The organism is Rhodoferax sp. GW821-FHT09E07 (assembly GCF_059416145.1).
Window position 1 is genome coordinate 385,738 of sequence record NZ_JBWKOP010000003.1, and the last position, 18,743, is coordinate 404,480.

An 18,743-nucleotide genomic window follows, 5' to 3' on the forward strand; every position below is an offset into this window, starting at 1 on the left:
ACATTTTGGAATTCATTACGTAATGACAACGATCCGTGTAAAAGAAAACGAGCCCTTTGACGTCGCCCTGCGTCGCTTCAAGCGCACCATCGAAAAATTGGGTTTGCTGACCGACTTGCGCGCCCGCGAGTTCTACGAAAAGCCCACTGCAGAGCGCAAGCGCAAGAAGGCTGCCGCCGTGAAGCGCAACTACAAGCGCATCCGCAGCATGCAACTTCCCAAGAAGATGTACTGATCTTCAGGCTGCGGAACTCCTCCGAGTTTCCAAGCCGACAAAAAGCTCGCCTGGGGACGCTCCGGCGGGCTTTTTTCATTCTGTAACCCTTTTTTCAGGAGCCACCCAATGTCCCTCAAAGACCAGATCACCGAAGACATGAAGACCGCCATGCGCGCCAAGGACAGCGAGCGCCTGGGCACCATCCGCCTGCTGCTGGCCGCCTTGAAACAAAAGGAAGTGGACGAGCGCGTGGTGCTGGACGACGCGGCCGTGGTGGCCATCGTGGACAAGCTGATCAAGCAACGCAAGGACTCCATCGAAGCGTTCGTCAAGGCCGAGCGCCAGGAGCTGGCCGACAAGGAAGCCGCCGAAATGAAGGTGTTGCAGGCCTACCTGCCCCAGCGCATGTCGGCCGACGAAGTGCTGGCCGAGGTGAAAGCCATCGTGGCCGAGCTGGGCGCTGCGGGCCCGGGCGACATGGGCAAGGTCATGGGCGTGGTGAAGACCCGCCTGGCCGGCAAGGCCGAAATGGGTACCGTGTCGGCCGCGGTCAAAACCGCGCTGGCGGGCTAAGCCCCTGCGCTAGGGCAGGACCTTCACGGCTGTGGTCACCGCTGTGGCCAGCGGCTCGCCAGGACTTAGGTTGTCCAGAAACTCCAGCTTGAGCGTGTAGTCGCCCGCGGGCGGCGACAGCCAGGCTTCGGTCTGCCCGTCCACAAACTCCATTTCAGCCGGGGCACCGGTTTTGCCGGTCACCGTGAGCTTGAAATGGCCCGTGTCCTTCTCCTGCTGCACCACGTGGGCCACATTCAGGCCCGAGGCATGGAACTGCACGCGGAACGGCACTTTCACCTCCGGGCTGGCCACATGCACCTCCAGGCCCTTTTTCACCAGGCTCTTGGGGTCGGTGTCGTTCTTCTTGGTGACGGTGATCTTTAGCGGCTTGCTGTACACGAAGTGCGGCAAATGCTTGTCGTCGGCCAGCAGCATGCGCAGTGTGTAGCTGCCTGGTGCCAGCGTCAGCACAGTCTCCATCTGGCCCTTGCCAAAGTGGATGTACTGGTCGTTGAAGGGCAGAGCCGCCTTGAAGTCCAGCGGCAGGTCCCGGTTCACCAGCAGGTGGTGGTGCCCGCTTTTTCCGCCCAGCGGTTTGGCAATGGGCGCCAGGCCCCAGCCCCCGGACAGGCCAAACTTCAGCACAAACGGGGTTTCTATGCGGTCGCCCGACTTCAGGTTGGTGAAATAGGCCTCGGCCTCACCACGCGGCAAGGCCGCTTGCCAGGGGTGCGTTGGCCGCGCCGGCGGAGGCACCGGGGATGCGGTTTGGGCCAGCACCGCAGCGCTGGCGGCAAATGCCCCCACGCCCACCATCCACGCAAGAGCACGCATAAGCAGCCTCCCTGGTTTTTAGCTACCGGCGACCTTCATTTTGTTGATCAGCACCGAACCCACGGTCTTTGCACCGTAATTGTAGGTATCTGCGCCCACAGCCTCAATACCGCGCAACATGTCCTTCATGTTTCCGGCAATCGTGATTTCGTGCACCGGGTAGGCAATGCGGCCCTTCTCCACCCAGAAACCGCTGGCACCGCGCGAGTAATCGCCCGTCACGTAGTTCACGCCCTGCCCCATGAGCTCGGTCACCAGCAGGCCCGTGCCCAGTTTTTGCAGCATGGCGTCCAAGTCGTCACCGGCCTGGGTCAGACGCGAGGTGAAAGTCAGGTTGTGCGAACCGCCTGAGTTACCGGTAGTGCGCATGCCCAGTTTGCGGGCCGAGTAGCTGCTCAGGAAGTAGCCTTGCACGCGACCGGCGTCCACCACCTTGCGGGCCTGCACACGCACACCTTCGTCGTCAAACGGGGAACTGCCCTTACCGCGCAGCACAAACGGGTCTTCCTGAATATCGATGTGCTTGGGTAGCACCTGTTTGCCCAGCGAGTCCAGCAAAAAGCTGCTCTTGCGGTACAGCGCGCCGCCGCTCACGGCCTGCACAAAAGCACCCACCAGACCGGCCGCCAGTGGCGACTCGAACAGCACGGGGCATTCCACCGTGGCAATCTTGCGGGCCTTCAGGCGGCTCAGCGCACGCTCGGCGGCGTAGCGACCCACGGCCTGGGGCGAGGCCAGTTCGTCGGCTGAGCGCATGGAGCTGTACCAAGCGTCGCGCTGCATGTCATTGCCCTTGCCCGCAATGGGCGACACCGACAGCGAATGGCGCGAGGAGGCATAGCCGCCACGGAAACCGCGCGTGTGGGCGCTGAAAAAGTGCGATTGCTGGGCCGACACAGCCGCGCCTTCGCTGTTGGTGATGCGCTTGCTCACGCCCAGAGCGGCGGCTTCGCACTCCAGCGCCAGCTTGGCGGCTTCCTCGCTGGTGATGGCCCAGGGGTAGAACAGGTCCAGATTACGGCTGCGGTCGGCAACGGGCACGATGTCATCGGCGTCGGGCAGGCTGGCAAAGGGGTCTTCGGCCGTGAAGCGCGCAATGTCGTAGGCCGCACGCACGGTTTGTTCGATGGCCGCGTCCGAAAAATCGGAGGTGCTGGCGTTGCCACGGCGGTTGCCCACATACACGGTCACGCCCAGCGATTTGTCGCGGTTACGCTCCACGTTTTCCAGTTCGCCATTGCGCACGGATACGCTCAACCCACAGCCCTCGGACACCTCGGCACCTGCGTCCGTCGCGCCCAGTTTCTTGGCTTGGGCGAGCGCGGCGTCCACACGGGATTCAAAAAAATCACGCGTGTAGGCAAAACCGCTGTCAGCGGGCTTGGCCTTGGGAGTGGAAGATGGGGAGGTGCGCCCAGAGGCGGAGGTGGGTTTCTTCATGGCGACGGCTATGATACTTGGCTATGTCACGCAAACTAAAAAAGGGCTATTACGTCAAGGGCCAGTTCGTCGCCGAAGGCAGCGCATTGGACCTGGAGTACAAGCGCGAACTCAAGGGCACGGATGAGCCGACCCGCACCGACCTCAAAAAGGAAAGCACCGAGCTGCAAAAGCTGGGTGAAGACCTGCTGACGCTGCGCGCCGACCTCATGACCAAGTTGGACCTGCCCGACAAACTGGTGGAAGGCGTGGCGGAAGCCAAGCGCATCACCAACTTTGAAGGCAAACGCCGCCAGATGCAGTTCATCGGCAAGCTGATGCGCAAACTGGAACCCACCAAATGGGATGAAATCCGTGCCGCTCTCGAAGAGCAGCACATGCCATCGGCCAAAGAAACGATGGTGCTGCACCAGGCCGAACAATGGCGCGACCGACTGATTGCCGACGACGATGCCGTGGGCCAGTGGCTGAACCTCAGCCCCGACACTGACAGCCAGAACCTGCGTTCCCTGGTACGCCAGGCCCGCAAGGACGCCAAGCCCGAGAAACCGGGTGAGGCCCTGCGCCATGGCCGCGCCTACCGCGACATCTTTCAGCTGGTACGCGAAGCCCTGCTGGCCCATGCGGAAGGCCCTGCCGCGGAGGATGCCGACGATGAGGCGAACTACGATGGAGACGAAGCGTGAGTGTTGCAGGATATGAGCCTGTCAAGATCGGCATCGTCTCCATCAGCGACCGTGCTTCCAGCGGCGTTTACGAGGACAAAGGCCTGCCCGCCCTGCAGGACTGGCTGGGCCGTGCACTGCACAACCCCATCCACTTCGAAGCGCGGCTGATTGCCGACGAACAAAAAACCATTGAAGACACCCTGATTGCGCTGGTGGACGCCAAATGCGCACTGGTGCTCACCACGGGCGGCACCGGCCCTGCCCTGCGCGATGTAACGCCTGAGGCCACGCTGGCCATTGCGGACAAGGAAATGCCGGGCTTTGGAGAGCAGATGCGGGCCATCAGCCTGCACTTTGTGCCCACGGCCATCCTGTCGCGCCAGGTGGCGGTGATCCGCAAGCAGACGCTGATCGTCAACCTGCCAGGCCAGCCCAAGGCGATTGCCGAGACACTGGAAGGCCTGAAGGATGTGGATGGCAGGCAGATCGTGCCCGGCATCTTTGCCGCTGTGCCCTATTGCGTGGACCTGATTGGCGGGCCCTACCTGGAAACTGTGGATACCATCTGCAAAGCGTTTCGGCCCAAAAGCGCCATACGCCCTTCACCCGCCTGAACCAGTCAAACGGGGGCTCTGATGGCTTTTATTGATTTGTCAAAAGGCCGCGTGCATTACGAGCTTGCAGGCCCTGCAGCGGGCCAAGCCATTGTGCTGGTGCATGGCATTTCCATCCCCATGTACAGCTGGGACGGCATCGCCCCCGCCCTGGCCCAGCGCGGCTTTCGCGTATTACGGTTTGACACGTATGGACGCGGACAATCGGCGTATCCCCGCGGCCCCTACGACCGGGCCTTGCTGGTGCAGCAAATGGCGGAACTGGTCGATGCCGTCGGACTGGCGGGCCGCTTCAACCTCGTCGGCTTTTCCTTTGGTGGCGCCATGGCCGCCCAGTTCGCCAGCCAACACGCATCCCGGGTGCGCAAGCTGGCGCTGATCGCACCCTACTCCCGCCGCAAGAACCCTGATCCCGCGCGCAGCCTGCGCATTCCACTGCTGGGTGAACTGCTGTTTCACTTCAAGGCCCGCAACGCCCTGATCACACGCGCCCAACTGCTGATGCACAGCGCAGGGTTGCCAGCAAGCCATATGCAGGCATTTCGTGCCCAGGCCCAGTCCGGCGACTTTGCACGGGCCTTTGTGTCGCTGACGCGCACCAATGCACTCGACGGTTATGGTCCCACACTGGCAGCCATATCGTCAGCGGGCATCCCATCCAGGGTGTATTGGGGCAATGCAGACGAAGACATCCTGCGTGACAGCATCGACTACTTGCGGGAGCATTTGCAGCCCGAGCAATTCGTGGAAATCGCCGGTGCCAACCATGGCGCCATGCTCCACCCCAGCACAGGCATGGTCGATTACCTCTCCACGTTCCTTCAGGAACCCGCAGAGTAACGGCCTACTTGCCAATCAGCGCGTTGAGTTTGGCCGCCTCAAAGCATTCCTTGCGCGCCGCGTCCTTGGGTACGCAGTCGCTGTCGGCCAGGCGTGCGGAGAGCTGTTCCACTGCCTTCCACAACATGGCAATTTGGTGGTCCTGGCCGGAGGCACTGTCCACCAGGCCGCGCAGGGCCTGGCTCACTGGGTCGTCTTCCTGGGTGATGCCGTAGGCGGTGAACTTGCGGTCCGCCGTGGTCACATCGGCACTCACGCCCGCCTTGCTGGGCAGAATGCGCGCCGGAATGCCCACGGCCGTGGCCCCCGCCGGCACGGGTTTGACCACAACGGCATTGCTGCCGATCTTGGCACCGTCGCCTACTTCAAAGCCACCCAGCACCTTGGCGCCGGCGCTTACCACCACGTCCCTACCCAGGGTGGGGTGGCGCTTGGAGCCCTTGTACAGGCTGGTACCGCCCAGGGTCACGCCTTGGTAGATCGTGCATCCGTCACCAATCTCGGCGGTCTCGCCCACCACGGTCCCCATGGCGTGGTCAAAGAACACGCGCTCACCCAGCTTGGCGCCGGGGTGGATTTCGATGCCGGTGAAGAAACGCGACAGGTGCGAGATAAAGCGCCCCAGCCATTTGAAGCCATGGTTCCAGAACCAGTGCGCCGGGCGGTGCAACACCACGGCGTGCAACCCCGGGTAACAGGTGATGACCTCCCAGGTGCTGCGCGCAGCGGGGTCACGGTCAAGAATGCACTGGATGTCGGAGCGTATGCGGGAAAACATGCGAAAGAGTCTACCCGTTCAGGTCCGGTTTGCCGTCTATCGCCACCAATCCCCCACCGGTAGCCGGTGCTTGGGCGCTGCGCTGCAGGACGGCTTTGGCAATGCCACGCAGGATGTGGATTTCCTCTTGCGTCACCTGGGCACGGTTGAACAGCGCATTCAGGCGCGGCATGAGCTTCTTGGGTGCGGCGGGGTCCAGAAAACCCAGCGCCACCAAGGACTGCTCCAAGTGACCCAGCATGCCGGCCACTTGGGCGGCATCGGCCAGCAAGCTGGGCGCAGCGGCGGCCTCCACGCCAAAGCCCCCCAGCGCCAGCCGCCATTCATAGGCAATGACCTGCAGGGCCGCGCCGATATTGAGCGAGCCAAACTGCGGGTTGCTGGGGATGCTGAGACACACGTGGCAGCGGTAGACGTCTTCGTTGCGCATGCCAAAACGTTCGGAGCCAAAGAGAAAGCCCACACCCGACTGGGCGGGTCTTGGCATCAAATCACCGTCCAGCCCCCGTGATTCCTGCGCGAGCAGCTCACCTTTTGATAGCGCCGCGAAATGTTCGCGCGGCGTGGTGGTGGGCGGGCCAAAGTCGCGCGGCGTCATGGCGGTGGCGCACAAATGGGAAATGCCGTCCAGCGCTTCGTCCAGGGTGTCCACGATGCGGCACTTGTCCAGCACGTCCAGCGCCCCGCTGGCGCGCTGGATGGTTTCCTCACGGCGCAGTACGTTGGCCCAGCGCGGCGCCACCAGCACTAGGTCGTCAAAACCCATGGTTTTCATGGCGCGGGCGGCGGCGCCCACATTGCCGGCGTGGCTGGTGTTGATCAGGATGAAGCGGGTGTGCATACGGTCGGTATCGGGGAAGACGGGGCTGAAAGGGGCTGTTTTGGGGTCTTAGGGTGCGCAACCCAAGCCCTGCCGTTAAAATACGCCTATTGTCGCCGCCTGCATCGCCAGCCGGTCCTCCCAGTTCTTCCCCCAACAATCTATGACGCTCAATCTGCACCCCATGGTCAATGTGGCCATCAAGGCCGCCCGCACCGCCGGAAACATCATTAACCGCGCTGCGCTGGACATCGAATCCGTTCGGGTTTCTCAAAAGAAGGCCAACGACTTCGTGACCGAAGTGGACCATGCTGCAGAGCAAGCGATCATCGAAACCCTGCTGACGGCCTACCCCGGCCACGGCATCTGGGCCGAAGAGTCTGGCAAAGAGCACGGTGCCCGTGACTCTGAATTCGTCTGGATCATCGATCCGCTGGACGGCACCACCAACTTCATCCACGGCCTGCCCGTGTACTGCGTGAGTATCGCTTTGGCCGTGCGCGGCAAGGTTGAGCAAGCCGTGATCTATGACCCTACACGCAATGACCTGTTCACCGCCACCAAGGGGCGTGGCGCTTACCTGAACGACCGCCGCATCCGTGTTTCCAAGCGCACCCAGCTGAACGAATCGCTCATCTCCACCGGCTTTCCCTTCCGCCAAGGCGACAACTTCAACCAATACCTGCAGATGATGGGCGACGTGATGCAGCGCACCGCCGGCCTGCGCCGCCCTGGCTCTGCCGCGCTGGACCTGGCCTATGTGGCTGCAGGCTTTACCGAGGGCTTCTTCGAACTGGGCCTGCAGCCCTGGGACGTGGCGGCTGGCTCGCTGCTGGTCACCGAAGCCGGTGGCCTGGTGGGCAATTTCACAGGCGAAGCCGAGTTTCTGGACCAGCAGGAAATCCTCGCTGGCACACCCCGTGTGTATGGCCAGCTGGTCAGCCTGCTGGGCAAGTACAGCAAGTTTGCCCCCGCGGGTGAGAAAGCTGCGTTGCGCCAAGCCGCTGCCGCCCAGACGGAGGCCACCCGAATCCCCGCAGACGACAGCGCTGCGGGCGACGCCCCGCTGTAATCACAGCCCTCTGTCCCATTCGGGCAGGGGAAGTTCCTCCACCGGACAGGGACGACCAAACAGGTAGCCCTGGAACAGGGTGCAGCCGTTTTGCAGCAGGAAATCGCGCTGCCCTTCGGTTTCCACGCCTTCGGCCACCACACCAAACGCCAGGCTCTTGCCCAGCGCCAGCACGGTGCGGGCAATGGCCGCGTCATTGGGGTCGGTCAACACATCGCGCACGAACGACTGGTCGATCTTGAGCTGCTGCAACGGCAGCAGCTTGAGGTAGGACAGCGACGAGTAGCCCGTGCCAAAGTCGTCCAGCGAAAAGCCCACGCCGGTCTTCTGCAGCTCGGTCATCTTCAAAATGGCGTCCTGCGTGTCGCTGAGCAACAGGCTCTCGGTCAGCTCCAGCTTCAGGCGCTGGGGGTTGGCGCCCGTCTTGCGCAGCAGCGCCTGCACCTGGTGTGCAAACTCAGGGTGGCGAAACTGGCGTGCACTTACGTTCACCGCCATGGTCAGCTGCGCCGTGGCAGGGCTTTCGGCCCACTGCGCAAGCTGTCGGCACGCCACTTCCAGCACCCAATGGCCCAAGGGAATGATCAATCCAGTCTGCTCGGCCATGGGAATGAAATCCGTGGGCGACACCAGGCCACGCTGCGGGTGCTGCCAGCGCACCAGCGCCTCCACCCCCACGGTACGCCACTGCACATCCACCACCCGCTGGTAGTACACCACCAGCTCGTGGCGCTGCAGGCCGTGGCGCAGATCCTGTTCCAGCGCCGTGCGTTCGGCGACTTGGGCCTGCATGGCAGGGTCAAAAAAGCGCAACGTATTGCGTCCCGCAGCCTTGGCCTCGTACATGGCCAGATCGGCCTGCTTGAGCAGCTCGTCCACGGTCTGCCGCTGCTGGCCGAACAGCGTGACGCCGATGCTGGGCGTGCTGTGGTGCTCCACCGTGCCCAGCATGTAGATCTGGTTCAGGCTGGCAATCACCTTCTTGCCCACCAACTCCACCTGGGCAATGGCGCGGTCCGGGTCATGCTCCAGGTTGTGCAGCATGATCACAAACTCGTCCCCTCCCAGGCGGGCGACCGTATCGGCCTGGCGCACGCAGGCCACCAGCCGCTGGGCCACCTGCTGCAGCAGCATGTCCCCCATGTCGTGGCCCCGGGTGTCGTTCAGGTCTTTGAAGTTGTCCAGGTCAATGAAGAGCAAGGCGCCCACAGCGCGGTCACGTCCCGCCACCACCAGCGCCAGTTGCAGTCGGTCGATCAGCAGACGGCGATTCGGAAGACCCGTGAGCACATCGAAAAACGCCAACCGCTCGATCTTTTCCTCCGCCACCTTGCGTCCGGTGATGTCGCGCCCCACACCGCGGTAGCCCTGAAAGCGCCCATCCGCATCGAACATGGGCGCGCCGCTGGTGGAGATCCAGTACACATTGCCCTCATCGTCGGTATCGCGCAGCTCCAGCTCACGGAACTCCTTGTGTGCCTGCAGCACCTCGCGGTGGGCTTTCCAGTCCACTTCGGTCATGTTGAGCGCGCCAATCTCCCAGCGCGTCTTGCCAAGGTGGCCCGTCCCCGTCTGGCTGGACTGGGCAGGCGGCGCACCGTCAAAACGGACAAAGCGGAACTCGGCATCCTGTTCCCAGTACCAGTCCGACGACAGCTCGGTGAGCGAGCGGAACCGTGCTTCACTTTCCAGCAAGGTGGCCTGTGAGGCCTTGTGGTCGCTGATGTCGGTCACAGATCCATAGGCCACGTGATGGCCTGAGGGCTCCAGCAGGGTCACTGCTTTGCCGAACAGGGCCCGCACTGAACCGTCGGGCAAGCGGATACGGAACTCATGGGCCCAGGTCGTGCCGCTGAGCACGCTTTCGTTCATGGAATCGATGGTGCGCTGCAGGTCTTCAGGGTGGATGCGGCGGAACAGGCTGTTGGGGTTCTCACGCGCCTGCTCGGCGGTAACACCAAAAATCGCATGGCAGGCGTCGCTGACAAAACTGAAGGCCCCATAGTGCTGCGAATAGCGCACGAACTGGAACACCATCTCAGGCAAGCGGCTGGTCAGGCGCTGGATCAGCTCCAGCCGCTCCTGCAGGGCCTGCTTGACCTTGGCCTCTTCGGTGAAGTCCTGCACCACCCCGAAGTCCACAAACGATCCATCGCTGCGGTGGTGGCGGCGCATGCGGGTGCGCAGCCAGAGCTGGTGGTCACCCTCATTGATCCAGCGGTAGGCCAGCTCGGTGCCGTCCATGCGGGTGCGGGCCTCCAGAAAAGCGGCCCGGTCGTCCGGGTGGATGTGGGCACGTGCCTCTTCAAAAGATAGGTGTTCTTGGGCAGGCGTATGTGCCAGCGCATGCAACCCTTTGGACCACACCGGCAATTGCCCCTGGGTTACCGTCCAGTGCCCCACATTGGCCAGACTCTCGGTCAACTCAAACAACTCCAGCTGGCCCCGCAAATCCTCGTTGGCCAGTTGCAGGGCACGCTCGCCCGCGGCCACAGCCTTCTCGGCCTCGCGTTGCAAAGTGATGTCGTTGAGGTACACCACCGCATGGGGCTCCCCCGCAATGTCGAGGCGGGTTCCATTCATGAGGAACAGCACCTTGCGCCCATCCTTGGTCGTGAATGGCACCTCCTGCTGGTGTCCGACCTCGGCGTTCATCAGCCGCGCAAACGCTGCATCGCGCGCCTCTTGGCTTGGCCAGAAGCCCAACTCCAGTGACGTAGAGCCCACGGCATCCTGCCAGGCGTAGCCAGTCACCTGCTCCCAATGCCGGTTCACGTCGACAAAACGACCATCACTGAGGCGATTGACCGAAATGGCGGCCGGGCTGCGCACAAACAGCGCGTCCAGCATGTCGTACTGGCGCCGCGCCGCTGACTCGGCCGCACTCAGCGCCGAGCGCAAACGCGCCAGCTCGGCCTGCAAGGCCTCGGGTGTCTCGGGGCTCACCGGCTGCTCCCCGCTCATGGACTGGGCAGCTGCAGCAATTCAACCGGCACCGGGCGCCCGAAGAAATAACCCTGAAAAGCCTTGCACCCGTTGCGCAGCAAAAAGTCACGCTGGCCTGCGGTCTCCACCCCTTCGGCCACCACCCCCAGATCCAGGCTCTCGGCCAGGTTCAGGATGGTGCGGGCGATCGCCGCATCGTTGGGGTCGGTCAACACGTCGCGCACAAAGGACTGGTCGATCTTGAGCTGGTCCAGCGGCAGGCGCTTGAGGTAGGACAGCGAGGAATACCCGGTGCCAAAGTCATCCAGCGAAAAACCCACCCCAATGGAACGCAGCTCGCTCATTTTTTCGATCACTTCGTCAAAGTCGGACAACAGCAGACTCTCGGTGAGCTCCAGCTTCAGGCGATAGGGGTTGGCCCCGGTCAGGCGCAACAGATTCAGGATGTGGTTGGAAAAATCGGGGTGCTTGAACTGGCGCGCACTCACGTTCACGGCCATGGTCAACTTCTGCGTATGCGGCTTGGCGCTCCAGGCCACCAGCTGCGCGCAGGCGGCTTCCAGCACCCATTGGCCCAGTGGCAGGATCAAGCCGGTCTGCTCGGCAATGGGAATGAACTCGCCCGGCGACACGATGCCGCGCTGCGGGTGTTTCCAGCGCAGCAGGGCTTCCACGCCCGTGGGCACCCCTTCGGCGTCCACCACACACTGGTAGTACAGCATGAACTCGTCGCGCAGCATGCCCTGGCGCAGGTCAGTCTCCATGGCCGCACGGGCCGTGGCGGCTGCCTGCATTTCCGGGTCAAAAAAGCGCAGCGTATTGCGCCCCGCTCCCTTGGCCTGGTACATGGCCAGGTCAGCCCGTTTGAGCAACTCGTCCACACTGTGCTGGTACTGGTAGAACAGCGTGACCCCGATGCTGGGAGAGCTGTGCAGGTTGTGGCTGGCCAGTGCGAACTGCTGGTTCAGTGTTTGCAAAATCTTCTTGGCCACGGTCTCCGCCTGCGCGGCAGCCTCGGCGGCATCTGTACCCAGCTCTTCGAGCATGACTACGAACTCGTCCCCACCCAGCCTCGCCACCGTGTCCACAGTACGCACACACTCCTGCAGCCGCTGCGCCACCTGCTGCAGCAGCAGGTCGCCCATGTGGTGGCCCAGTGTGTCGTTGAGAATCTTGAAGTTGTCCAGGTCAATGAACAGCAAAGCGCCATGGTGGCCGTTGCGCGCACTGGAGGCCACGGCGTGGTTCAGCCGGTCAATCAGGAGGCGCCGATTGGGCAATCCGGTCAGCGCGTCGTAAAAGGCCAGGCGTTCGATATCGGCTTCGGCCTGCTTGCGCGCAGAAATATCGCGCCCTGTGCCCCGGTAGCCCTTGAACACGCCTTCGGCGTCGAACACCGGCTCGCCGCTGATGGACGCCCACATGTAGGTGCCGTCGGAGCGAATGCGTTGCAGCTCAAAGTCATGAAATGTCTCGTGCGCAAACAACAGGGCCTTGTGCGCTTCCCACTGGGCTGGCGACACTCCTTGCGCCCCGGAATCCCAGCGCGTGCGGCCCATGGCGTCTTCGGGCGCCAGATAGCTGTCGGTGCGGCCATCGCCGTCCACCCGCACAAAGCGGAATTCCTCGTCCTGCTCCCAGTACCAATCGGACGACAGAGCCGACAGGTTGCGAAAGCGCTCTTCGCTGAGCTGCAGCCGGGCCAGCGCTTCTTTTTGCGAGCTGATGTCGGTAATGGAACCACAAAACAGCACTGAGCCGTCGGCCTGCTTTTCGGGCAGGGAATAGCCCAGCACCCAACGCTCCTTGCCATCCACCGGGCGGGTGCGAAATTCGCATCGCCAGGGCTTGACCGCCTGCGTGGCCTCCCAGGTGGACTTGGCCACCATGGCAGCATCGTCGGGATGCACCTGCCGCATGATGGCAGAGGGGTCGTTGCGTGCCTCTTCGGGTGTCAACCCGAACAGCTGCTGCACCGCAGCGCTGACAAACGGGAAGCTGTAGCGCCTATCGGGCCACATCTGGTATTCGTACACCATGCCCGGCGCCCGGCTGGTGATTTTCTGGATGAAGGCCAGCTGGTTCTCCAGCTCCTGGCGCGCCTGCCACTCGCTGGTGAACTCCTGCACGATGCCAAAGTCGGCCCGCACCTGCCCGCCTTCCACCTGGCGGTGCATGCGCGAACGCAACCACACCACACTGCCATCACTGCGCCGCAGGCGGTATTCCACCGTCTGCCCATCCATGCGCTCCCGCGCCTGCAACACGCGCTCGCGGTCTTCTTCCAGCACGTCATTCAGCAGCTCCGTGCTGGGCACCAAGGCACGCCCCTGCTGCACGATCTCGCCGTAACCCCGCGACAGGTGCACCATGGCATCACCGGGGTAGATCACCCAGTGGCCCACTTTGGCCACCGACTCGGTCACCTCGTAGAGCTTGACCTGGCGATTGAGCTTGTGATTGGCATGCTCCAACGCCTGCTCACCGGCGCGCAGGGCCTCGTGGGCCAGACGTTCGGCCGTCACGTCGCGCAGGTAGATCAGGATGTACTGCTCGTTTTGCTCCTGCATCAACGCGGCGTTCATGCGCACCACCCGCGGGTTGCGGTCTTTCATTACCAGCGTCACATCGGTGTCCACCACGCGTCCGCCCGCCTGCAGCGGGGCAAACACACGCATGCGTTCCTCCGGGTCCAACCAGTGGCCCATGTCGACGGCGGTGCGGCCCAGGGCTTCGGCACGGGAATAGCCGGTCAGGCTCAGCCACTCGGCGTTGACTTCCACCAGCACGCCGTCACGCGCACGGGTCAAGGCAATGGCCTCAGGGCTGCATTCAAAAACGGTTTGGAACACCGAACCTGCCAGCCCGGCCGCTGCAACACCGCCACCCACCCACGGGGTGGGAGAAGCGGGAGGCACGGGGTCCGGTCGGGTCTGCACAGCGGTGGGGCGGGGCCAGGGTGGTTGTCTACGTATGATAGGGCCTGAAATCAGGGGGCGCCATCCTTAGGACCTCCATACATACCCGCGTAATTACTTTGGCCACGCCCTCCTTTCCAGCCCCGTGACACGACCTCAAGACCCCGCCGCCCTGGACCCGCAACACACCCCCATGATGGCCCAGTATCTGGGTCTCAAAGCCCAGTACCCCGGCACCCTGCTGTTCTACCGCATGGGGGATTTTTACGAGATGTTTTATGCCGATGCAGAGAAGGCCGCACGGTTGCTGGACATCACGCTGACCCAACGCGGCCAGTCGGCCGGTGAGCCCGTCATCATGGCCGGCGTGCCCTTCCACGCCATGGAGGGCTACTTGGCCAAGCTGATCCGCCACGGCGAGTCGGTCGCCATCTGCGAGCAGACCGGTGAAGTGGGCGCGGCCAAGGGGCCCGTAGAACGCAAGGTGGTGCGCGTGGTCACCCCCGGCACGCTGACCGATGCCGAGCTGCTGAATGAAAAGTCCGAATCCATCCTCATGGCCGTGCACCAGGGCCCGCGCAACCGCTGCGGCCTGGCCTGGCTTTCCGTCACGCAGGGCGTGGTGTTTTTGGCCGAGTGCGCCCCCGACGAAGTCAACGGCTGGATCACTCGTGTGGCACCCAGCGAGCTCGCTTACAGCGCCGGCTGCACCACCACCTTTGAGGACCGCCTCAAGCGCCTGCGCTCCACCAGCAACGCCCTGTACCTGACGGCCCGGCCCGAATGGCAGTTTGACAGTGCTTTAGGCCAACGCAAACTGCTGGACGCGCTGCAGGCCGCCAGCCTCTCCAGCTGGCATGCGCAAGACCTGCCACTGGCCCACGCCGCCAGCGCCGCCCTGCTGGGTTATGCCGAGCACACGCAAGGCCGCGCCCTCACCCACATCCACAGCGTGCAGGTGCAACGCAACGACGCGCTGATCGACCTGCCCGTTACCACCCGCCGCAACCTGGAGCTGGTGCAGACCCTGCGCGGAGAAGACAGCCCCACGCTGTTCAGCCTTATCGACACCTGCATGACCGGCATGGGCAGCCGCATGCTCAAGAGCTGGCTGCTGGAGCCCGCACGCGACCGCACCGAGGCCCAACACCGGCTGCAGGCGATCGGCGAGCTCAAGTCCAACCTCTGGCAAACCCTGCGCGGCCAACTCAAAGGCTGCGCCGATGTGGAGCGCATCACGGCCCGCACTGCGCTGCGCCAGGTGCGCCCGCGCGAACTGGTGGCGCTGGTGGTGACGCTACAAAAAACACAGCTACTTGCCCAACATCTGCGAGGGCTAGAGGGCTATTTGGCCCATATTTCTGAGCAGCTGCAGCCTCCGGGCGACGCCACCACCCTGCTGGCCCGCGCCATCGCCCCCGAGCCGGCCGCCCTGGTGCGCGATGGTGGCGTCATCGCCAACGGCTTTGATGCCGACCTGGACGAACTGCGCGCCATCCAGACCAACTGCGACGTCTTTTTGCTGGACCTGGAAGTCCGCGAGAAAGCCCGCACCGGCATTGCCAACCTGCGTGTGCAGTTCAACAAGGTGCATGGTTTCTACATCGAGGTCACCACCGGCCAGGTGGACAAGGTGCCCGACGACTACCGCCGCCGCCAGACCCTGAAAAACGCCGAGCGCTTCATCACGCCCGAACTCAAGGCCTTTGAAGACAAAGCCCTGAGCGCGCAGGAGCGTGCGCTGGCGCGTGAGAAGTATTTGTTCGAGCAGGTGCTGGACCAGTTGCAGACCCACATTCCGCAGCTCACCCGCGTGGCCCGTGCGCTGGCCGCGCTGGACGCACTGTGCGCGCTGACCGAGCGTGCACTGACGCTGGACTGGTGTGCCCCGCAGTTTGTGGACCAGCCCTGCATCGATATCGAAGCCGGCCGCCACCCCGTGGTGCAGGCGCGGCTGGCAGAGCTTTCCAGCGGCAACTTCATTGCCAACGATGCACGCCTGGGCCCGAAGCAGCGCATGCAGATCATCACCGGTCCCAACATGGGCGGTAAATCCACCTACATGCGCCAGGTCGCCCTCATCGTCCTGCTGGCCAGCATGGGCAGCTACGTGCCTGCCAAGGCCTGCCGCATGGGGCCCATCGACGCCATCCACACGCGCATTGGCGCGGCCGACGATCTGGCCAATGCCCAGTCCACCTTCATGCTGGAGATGACCGAGGCCGCGCAGATTCTTCACAGTGCCACGCCGCACAGTCTGGTGCTCATGGACGAGATTGGCCGCGGCACTAGCACTTTTGACGGTCTCGCGTTGGCCAGCGCGATTGCCACGCAGCTGCACGACAAGACGCAGGCCTTCACGCTGTTTGCCACGCACTACTTCGAGCTCACCGAATTCCCCGCCACCCACCATGCGGCCATGAACGTGCATGTGAGTGCGGCCGAGGCCGGGCGCGACATCGTCTTCCTGCACGCCATCGAACCCGGGCCGGCCAGCAAGAGCTACGGCGTGCAGGTGGCCCGCCTGGCCGGCATGCCGGCAGCCGTGCTGAACCACGCCCGCCACACGCTGGATGCGCTGGAAGCCCACGCCTCGGAGCAGCAAACCCAGGTGGACCTGTTCGCCGCCCCGCCGACACCGGAAGCCCCACCCGTGAGCGCCGTGGAGTCCGCGCTGGCCGCCATCAACCCCGACGCCATGAGCCCACGGGAAGCCATGGACGCGCTGTACCAGCTCAAGGCACTGGCTGCTCGAGAGCAATAGGAATGGATGTGATATGGCCTTCAGGCTTGAGCCCATCAGTGATGAAGCTGTTCTCAGAGATACAGCCACTTACTTGCATGTGTATGGAGGCCAATGGGCCATAGATCACTCGCGCAAAGCTTTTCTCTACTTTTCTGGAAGTGATGCGCTGGATCCGCAGATCCCAGAAGGATTTGTGTTTTCGCTGGAGGGTCAGCGCTACCACGTAGAAGTACTCGACAGCAGCTATTCGGCCGAAGAAGTCCGTATGGCCTCCGATCAACTTTTTATTGTTGTCATAGATGGCCCGCGCGGGGACCCCATGGTGGATCGCTTGTCGGAGCTGCATGCACTCGTTGTGGACGCGTTGAAGCTCTTGATCAATCGTCCCAAAGCCAGCTACCAGATCGTCGAGAAATTCCGACAACACTCCCAGCCCACCTACGTCCCGGCGCCGCCACCACGTGCAGCGCCAAGCTGGGGCGACTATTTGGATGCCTGGGTGCCAATCACCTTCTTTCTGCTCTTCGGACTGCTTGTCTTGTGGTCGTTGAGCAGCAAACATTGAAGCAGCCCCGCCTCTTTCGCAGTACAGGCTTGCCAGCTGGGGATTTACACTAGACCCACTCTCCATCCCCCAGTTCTCCCAAAATGACCTACTGCGTCGCCATCAAACTCAACGCCGGCCTGGTGTTCCTCTCCGACTCGCGCACCAACGCAGGACTCGACCAGATCAGCACCTTCCGCAAGATGATCGTTTACGAGAAGCCTAACGACCGTTTCATGGTGTTGTTGTCGGCTGGCAACCTCAGCATTTCGCAGTCGGTGCGCGAGATTTTGCAGATCGAAAAGCTCAAAGACCACGAGGACGACGAAGGCATCACCATCTGGAATGCCAAGAGCATGTTCGACGCCGCGCGCGTGCTCGGCTCCGCCATCCGCAAGGTGCAGGAGCGCGATGGCGCAGCGCTCAAGAACGCCGGTGTAGATTTCAATGTTTCCCTCATCTTCGGCGGCCAGATCCAGGGCGAAGGCATGCGACTGTTCCAAGTCTATTCGGCCGGCAACTTCATCGAGGCCACGCCCGAGACGCCCTACTTCCAGGTGGGCGAGTCCAAGTACGGCAAGCCCGTGCTGGACCGCGTGATCACCCCCCACACCCCGCTGGACGAAGCCGCCAAGTGCGCACTGGTGTCCATGGACTCCACGCTCAAGTCCAACCTGTCGGTGGGCCTGCCGCTGGACATGGTGGTTTACGAAGCCAACAGCTACCAGACCGACAAGGTGGTGTGCATTGACGAGAACAACCCCTATTTCAAGATGCTGCACAACAGCTGGGGCCAGAAGCTGCGCGAGGTGTTTGACAGCATTGAAGACCCGATGTGGAATGGCGGCCAGACCGAAGTGCCACTGCTGATTCCCAGCACCCGCAGCCTGCCGCTGAAGAAAATCACCACGCCCGACGAAAAACTGATCTAAATCGGTTCTTGATGTCCACCATCGTTTTCTCCCACGCCAACAGCTTCCCCGCCAGCACCTACAAGGTGCTGTTCAAAAGCCTGCGGGCCCGCGGCTATGCCGTGAAGGCCATCGACAAATACGGCCACGATCCGCGCTTTCCCGTTACCGACAACTGGCCGCATGTGGTGCAGCAGCTGGTGGAGTACGCCACGCGCGTGGTGGACAAGGCTGGTGAGCCCGTGTGGCTGGTGGGCCATTCGCTGGGCGGCTTCCTGAGCCTGATGGCTGCGGCCCGCCACCCCGCACTGGCCAAGGGCGTGGTGCTGATCGACTCGCCCATTCTGGGTGGCTGGCGCTCCAAGGCCTTGGGCCTGGCCAAGACTACGCAATTGGTGGGGTCCATCTCGCCCGGTGCCGTAAGCCGCCAGCGCCGCCACCACTGGCCCAGCGTGCAGGCCGCGTTTGAACATTTCCAGCACAAGAAGGCCTTTGCCAAATGGAACCCGCAGGTGCTCATGGACTACGTAGATGCCTTTGTAGAGGACGCTGACGGCAAACGCGTGCTGGCCTTTGACCGCGCAGTGGAGACCGCCTTCTACAACACCGTGCCCGACAACCTGGACCGACTGCTGGCCCGCCACCCGGTGAAATGCCCGGTGACCTTTATTGGCGGTGACCAGTCGGCCGAGATGAAGCAGGTGGGTATGGCCATGACCGAGAAGGTCACCAAGGGCCGCATCATGATGCTCGATGGCAGCCATCTGTTTCCCATGGAAAAGCCCCTTGCCACCGCAGCGGCCATCGAAGCCGCACTGCGGAACATGGACTCCTGACCCA

16 protein-coding genes are annotated in these 18,743 nt (G+C 63.0%); 10 read left to right on the forward strand and 6 right to left on the reverse strand.

What is annotated here, in order from left to right; genetic code table 11:
* Positions 1-22: 22 nt before the first annotated feature.
* Together rpsU and AC07OE_RS07625 are read left to right on the forward strand one after the other, a co-directional pair.
* Complete coding sequence (gene rpsU, locus AC07OE_RS07620) at positions 23-235, forward strand: 30S ribosomal protein S21 (RefSeq protein WP_094477962.1); 213 nt, start codon at positions 23-25, stop codon at positions 233-235.
* 108 nt (positions 236-343) lie between these two features.
* A complete protein-coding gene (locus tag AC07OE_RS07625; protein ID WP_495069955.1) occupies positions 344-790 on the forward strand; it encodes a GatB/YqeY domain-containing protein in 447 nt (148 codons plus the stop codon).
* A gap of 9 nt (positions 791-799) precedes the next feature.
* Here the strand turns inward: AC07OE_RS07625 and AC07OE_RS07630 are convergent, their stop codons facing one another.
* Entirely contained in the window at positions 800-1,606 is an 807-nt protein-coding gene (locus tag AC07OE_RS07630) for a DUF4399 domain-containing protein (RefSeq protein ID WP_495069956.1), read from the reverse strand.
* An 18-nt stretch (positions 1,607-1,624) separates the two neighbouring features.
* A complete protein-coding gene (gene pmbA, locus AC07OE_RS07635) occupies positions 1,625-3,046 on the reverse strand; it encodes a metalloprotease PmbA (protein ID WP_495069957.1) in 1,422 nt (473 codons plus the stop codon).
* Positions 3,047-3,069: 23 nt separating this feature from the next.
* Here pmbA and yjgA point away from each other — a divergent pair, with 23 nt between their 5' ends.
* The 3 genes from yjgA to AC07OE_RS07650 are packed head-to-tail and all read left to right on the forward strand — an operon-like array spanning position 3,070 to position 5,168.
* Positions 3,070-3,732 carry a ribosome biogenesis factor YjgA gene (yjgA, locus tag AC07OE_RS07640; protein WP_495069958.1) on the forward strand — a complete coding sequence of 221 codons (663 nt, stop codon included), beginning with the start codon at positions 3,070-3,072 and terminating at the stop codon, positions 3,730-3,732.
* Positions 3,729-4,328: a molybdopterin adenylyltransferase gene (gene mog / locus AC07OE_RS07645; RefSeq protein WP_495069959.1), complete on the forward strand. Its 600-nt coding sequence runs from the start codon at positions 3,729-3,731 to the stop codon at positions 4,326-4,328. The genes yjgA and mog overlap by 4 nt, the downstream gene beginning before the upstream one ends.
* A 21-nt stretch (positions 4,329-4,349) precedes the next feature.
* Positions 4,350-5,168: an alpha/beta fold hydrolase gene (locus AC07OE_RS07650; RefSeq protein WP_495069960.1), complete on the forward strand. Its 819-nt coding sequence runs from the start codon at positions 4,350-4,352 to the stop codon at positions 5,166-5,168.
* Positions 5,169-5,172: 4 nt separating this feature from the next.
* On the opposite strand, the gene cysE is transcribed toward AC07OE_RS07650, so the two are convergent.
* Together cysE and AC07OE_RS07660 are read right to left on the reverse strand one after the other, a co-directional pair.
* Positions 5,173-5,946: a serine O-acetyltransferase gene (gene cysE, locus AC07OE_RS07655; RefSeq protein WP_495069961.1), complete on the reverse strand. Its 774-nt coding sequence runs from the start codon at positions 5,944-5,946 to the stop codon at positions 5,173-5,175.
* A 10-nt stretch (positions 5,947-5,956) separates the two neighbouring features.
* On the reverse strand, positions 5,957-6,787 hold the full coding sequence (locus tag AC07OE_RS07660) for an RNA methyltransferase (RefSeq protein WP_495069962.1): 831 nt from the start codon (positions 6,785-6,787) through the stop codon (positions 5,957-5,959).
* Positions 6,788-6,929: 142 nt separating this feature from the next.
* On the opposite strand from AC07OE_RS07660, the gene AC07OE_RS07665 reads away from it, so the two are divergent.
* Positions 6,930-7,838 carry an inositol monophosphatase family protein gene (locus tag AC07OE_RS07665; RefSeq protein WP_495069963.1) on the forward strand — a complete coding sequence of 303 codons (909 nt, stop codon included), beginning with the start codon at positions 6,930-6,932 and terminating at the stop codon, positions 7,836-7,838.
* On the opposite strand, the gene AC07OE_RS07670 is transcribed toward AC07OE_RS07665, so the two are convergent.
* Both AC07OE_RS07670 and AC07OE_RS07675 read right to left on the reverse strand, forming a co-directional pair.
* Entirely contained in the window at positions 7,839-10,802 is a 2,964-nt protein-coding gene (locus tag AC07OE_RS07670; protein ID WP_495069964.1) for a sensor domain-containing protein, read from the reverse strand.
* Entirely contained in the window at positions 10,799-13,702 is a 2,904-nt protein-coding gene (locus AC07OE_RS07675; RefSeq protein ID WP_495069965.1) for a sensor domain-containing protein, read from the reverse strand. The genes AC07OE_RS07670 and AC07OE_RS07675 overlap by 4 nt, the downstream gene beginning before the upstream one ends.
* 193 nt (positions 13,703-13,895) lie before the next feature.
* Here AC07OE_RS07675 and mutS point away from each other — a divergent pair, with 193 nt between their 5' ends.
* From mutS to AC07OE_RS07695, 4 genes are all read left to right on the forward strand, one after another.
* Positions 13,896-16,466 (forward strand): DNA mismatch repair protein MutS, encoded by a 2,571-nt coding sequence (mutS, locus tag AC07OE_RS07680; RefSeq protein WP_495070088.1) that lies wholly within the window; start codon positions 13,896-13,898, stop codon positions 16,464-16,466.
* Between the two features lie 13 nt (positions 16,467-16,479).
* A complete protein-coding gene (locus AC07OE_RS07685; RefSeq protein WP_495069966.1) occupies positions 16,480-17,013 on the forward strand; it encodes a hypothetical protein in 534 nt (177 codons plus the stop codon).
* A gap of 83 nt (positions 17,014-17,096) precedes the next feature.
* Positions 17,097-17,924 (forward strand): proteasome-type protease, encoded by an 828-nt coding sequence (locus AC07OE_RS07690; RefSeq protein WP_495069967.1) that lies wholly within the window; start codon positions 17,097-17,099, stop codon positions 17,922-17,924.
* 11 nt (positions 17,925-17,935) lie between these two features.
* A complete protein-coding gene (locus AC07OE_RS07695) occupies positions 17,936-18,739 on the forward strand; it encodes an alpha/beta hydrolase (RefSeq protein ID WP_495069968.1) in 804 nt (267 codons plus the stop codon).
* Positions 18,740-18,743 lie beyond the last annotated feature (4 nt).

Coding starts and splice junctions, on each gene's coding strand:
- rpsU (WP_094477962.1), top strand. CDS start 23: ATGACAACGATCCGTGTAAAAGAAAACGAGCCCTTTGACGTCGCCCTG.
- AC07OE_RS07625 (WP_495069955.1), top strand. CDS start 344: ATGTCCCTCAAAGACCAGATCACCGAAGACATGAAGACCGCCATGCGC.
- AC07OE_RS07630 (WP_495069956.1), bottom strand. CDS start 1,606: ATGCGTGCTCTTGCGTGGATGGTGGGCGTGGGGGCATTTGCCGCCAGC.
- pmbA (WP_495069957.1), bottom strand. CDS start 3,046: ATGAAGAAACCCACCTCCGCCTCTGGGCGCACCTCCCCATCTTCCACT.
- yjgA (WP_495069958.1), top strand. CDS start 3,070: ATGTCACGCAAACTAAAAAAGGGCTATTACGTCAAGGGCCAGTTCGTC.
- AC07OE_RS07650 (WP_495069960.1), top strand. CDS start 4,350: ATGGCTTTTATTGATTTGTCAAAAGGCCGCGTGCATTACGAGCTTGCA.
- cysE (WP_495069961.1), bottom strand. CDS start 5,946: ATGTTTTCCCGCATACGCTCCGACATCCAGTGCATTCTTGACCGTGAC.
- AC07OE_RS07660 (WP_495069962.1), bottom strand. CDS start 6,787: ATGCACACCCGCTTCATCCTGATCAACACCAGCCACGCCGGCAATGTG.
- AC07OE_RS07665 (WP_495069963.1), top strand. CDS start 6,930: ATGACGCTCAATCTGCACCCCATGGTCAATGTGGCCATCAAGGCCGCC.
- AC07OE_RS07670 (WP_495069964.1), bottom strand. CDS start 10,802: ATGAGCGGGGAGCAGCCGGTGAGCCCCGAGACACCCGAGGCCTTGCAG.
- mutS (WP_495070088.1), top strand. CDS start 13,896: ATGATGGCCCAGTATCTGGGTCTCAAAGCCCAGTACCCCGGCACCCTG.
- AC07OE_RS07685 (WP_495069966.1), top strand. CDS start 16,480: ATGGCCTTCAGGCTTGAGCCCATCAGTGATGAAGCTGTTCTCAGAGAT.
- AC07OE_RS07690 (WP_495069967.1), top strand. CDS start 17,097: ATGACCTACTGCGTCGCCATCAAACTCAACGCCGGCCTGGTGTTCCTC.
- AC07OE_RS07695 (WP_495069968.1), top strand. CDS start 17,936: ATGTCCACCATCGTTTTCTCCCACGCCAACAGCTTCCCCGCCAGCACC.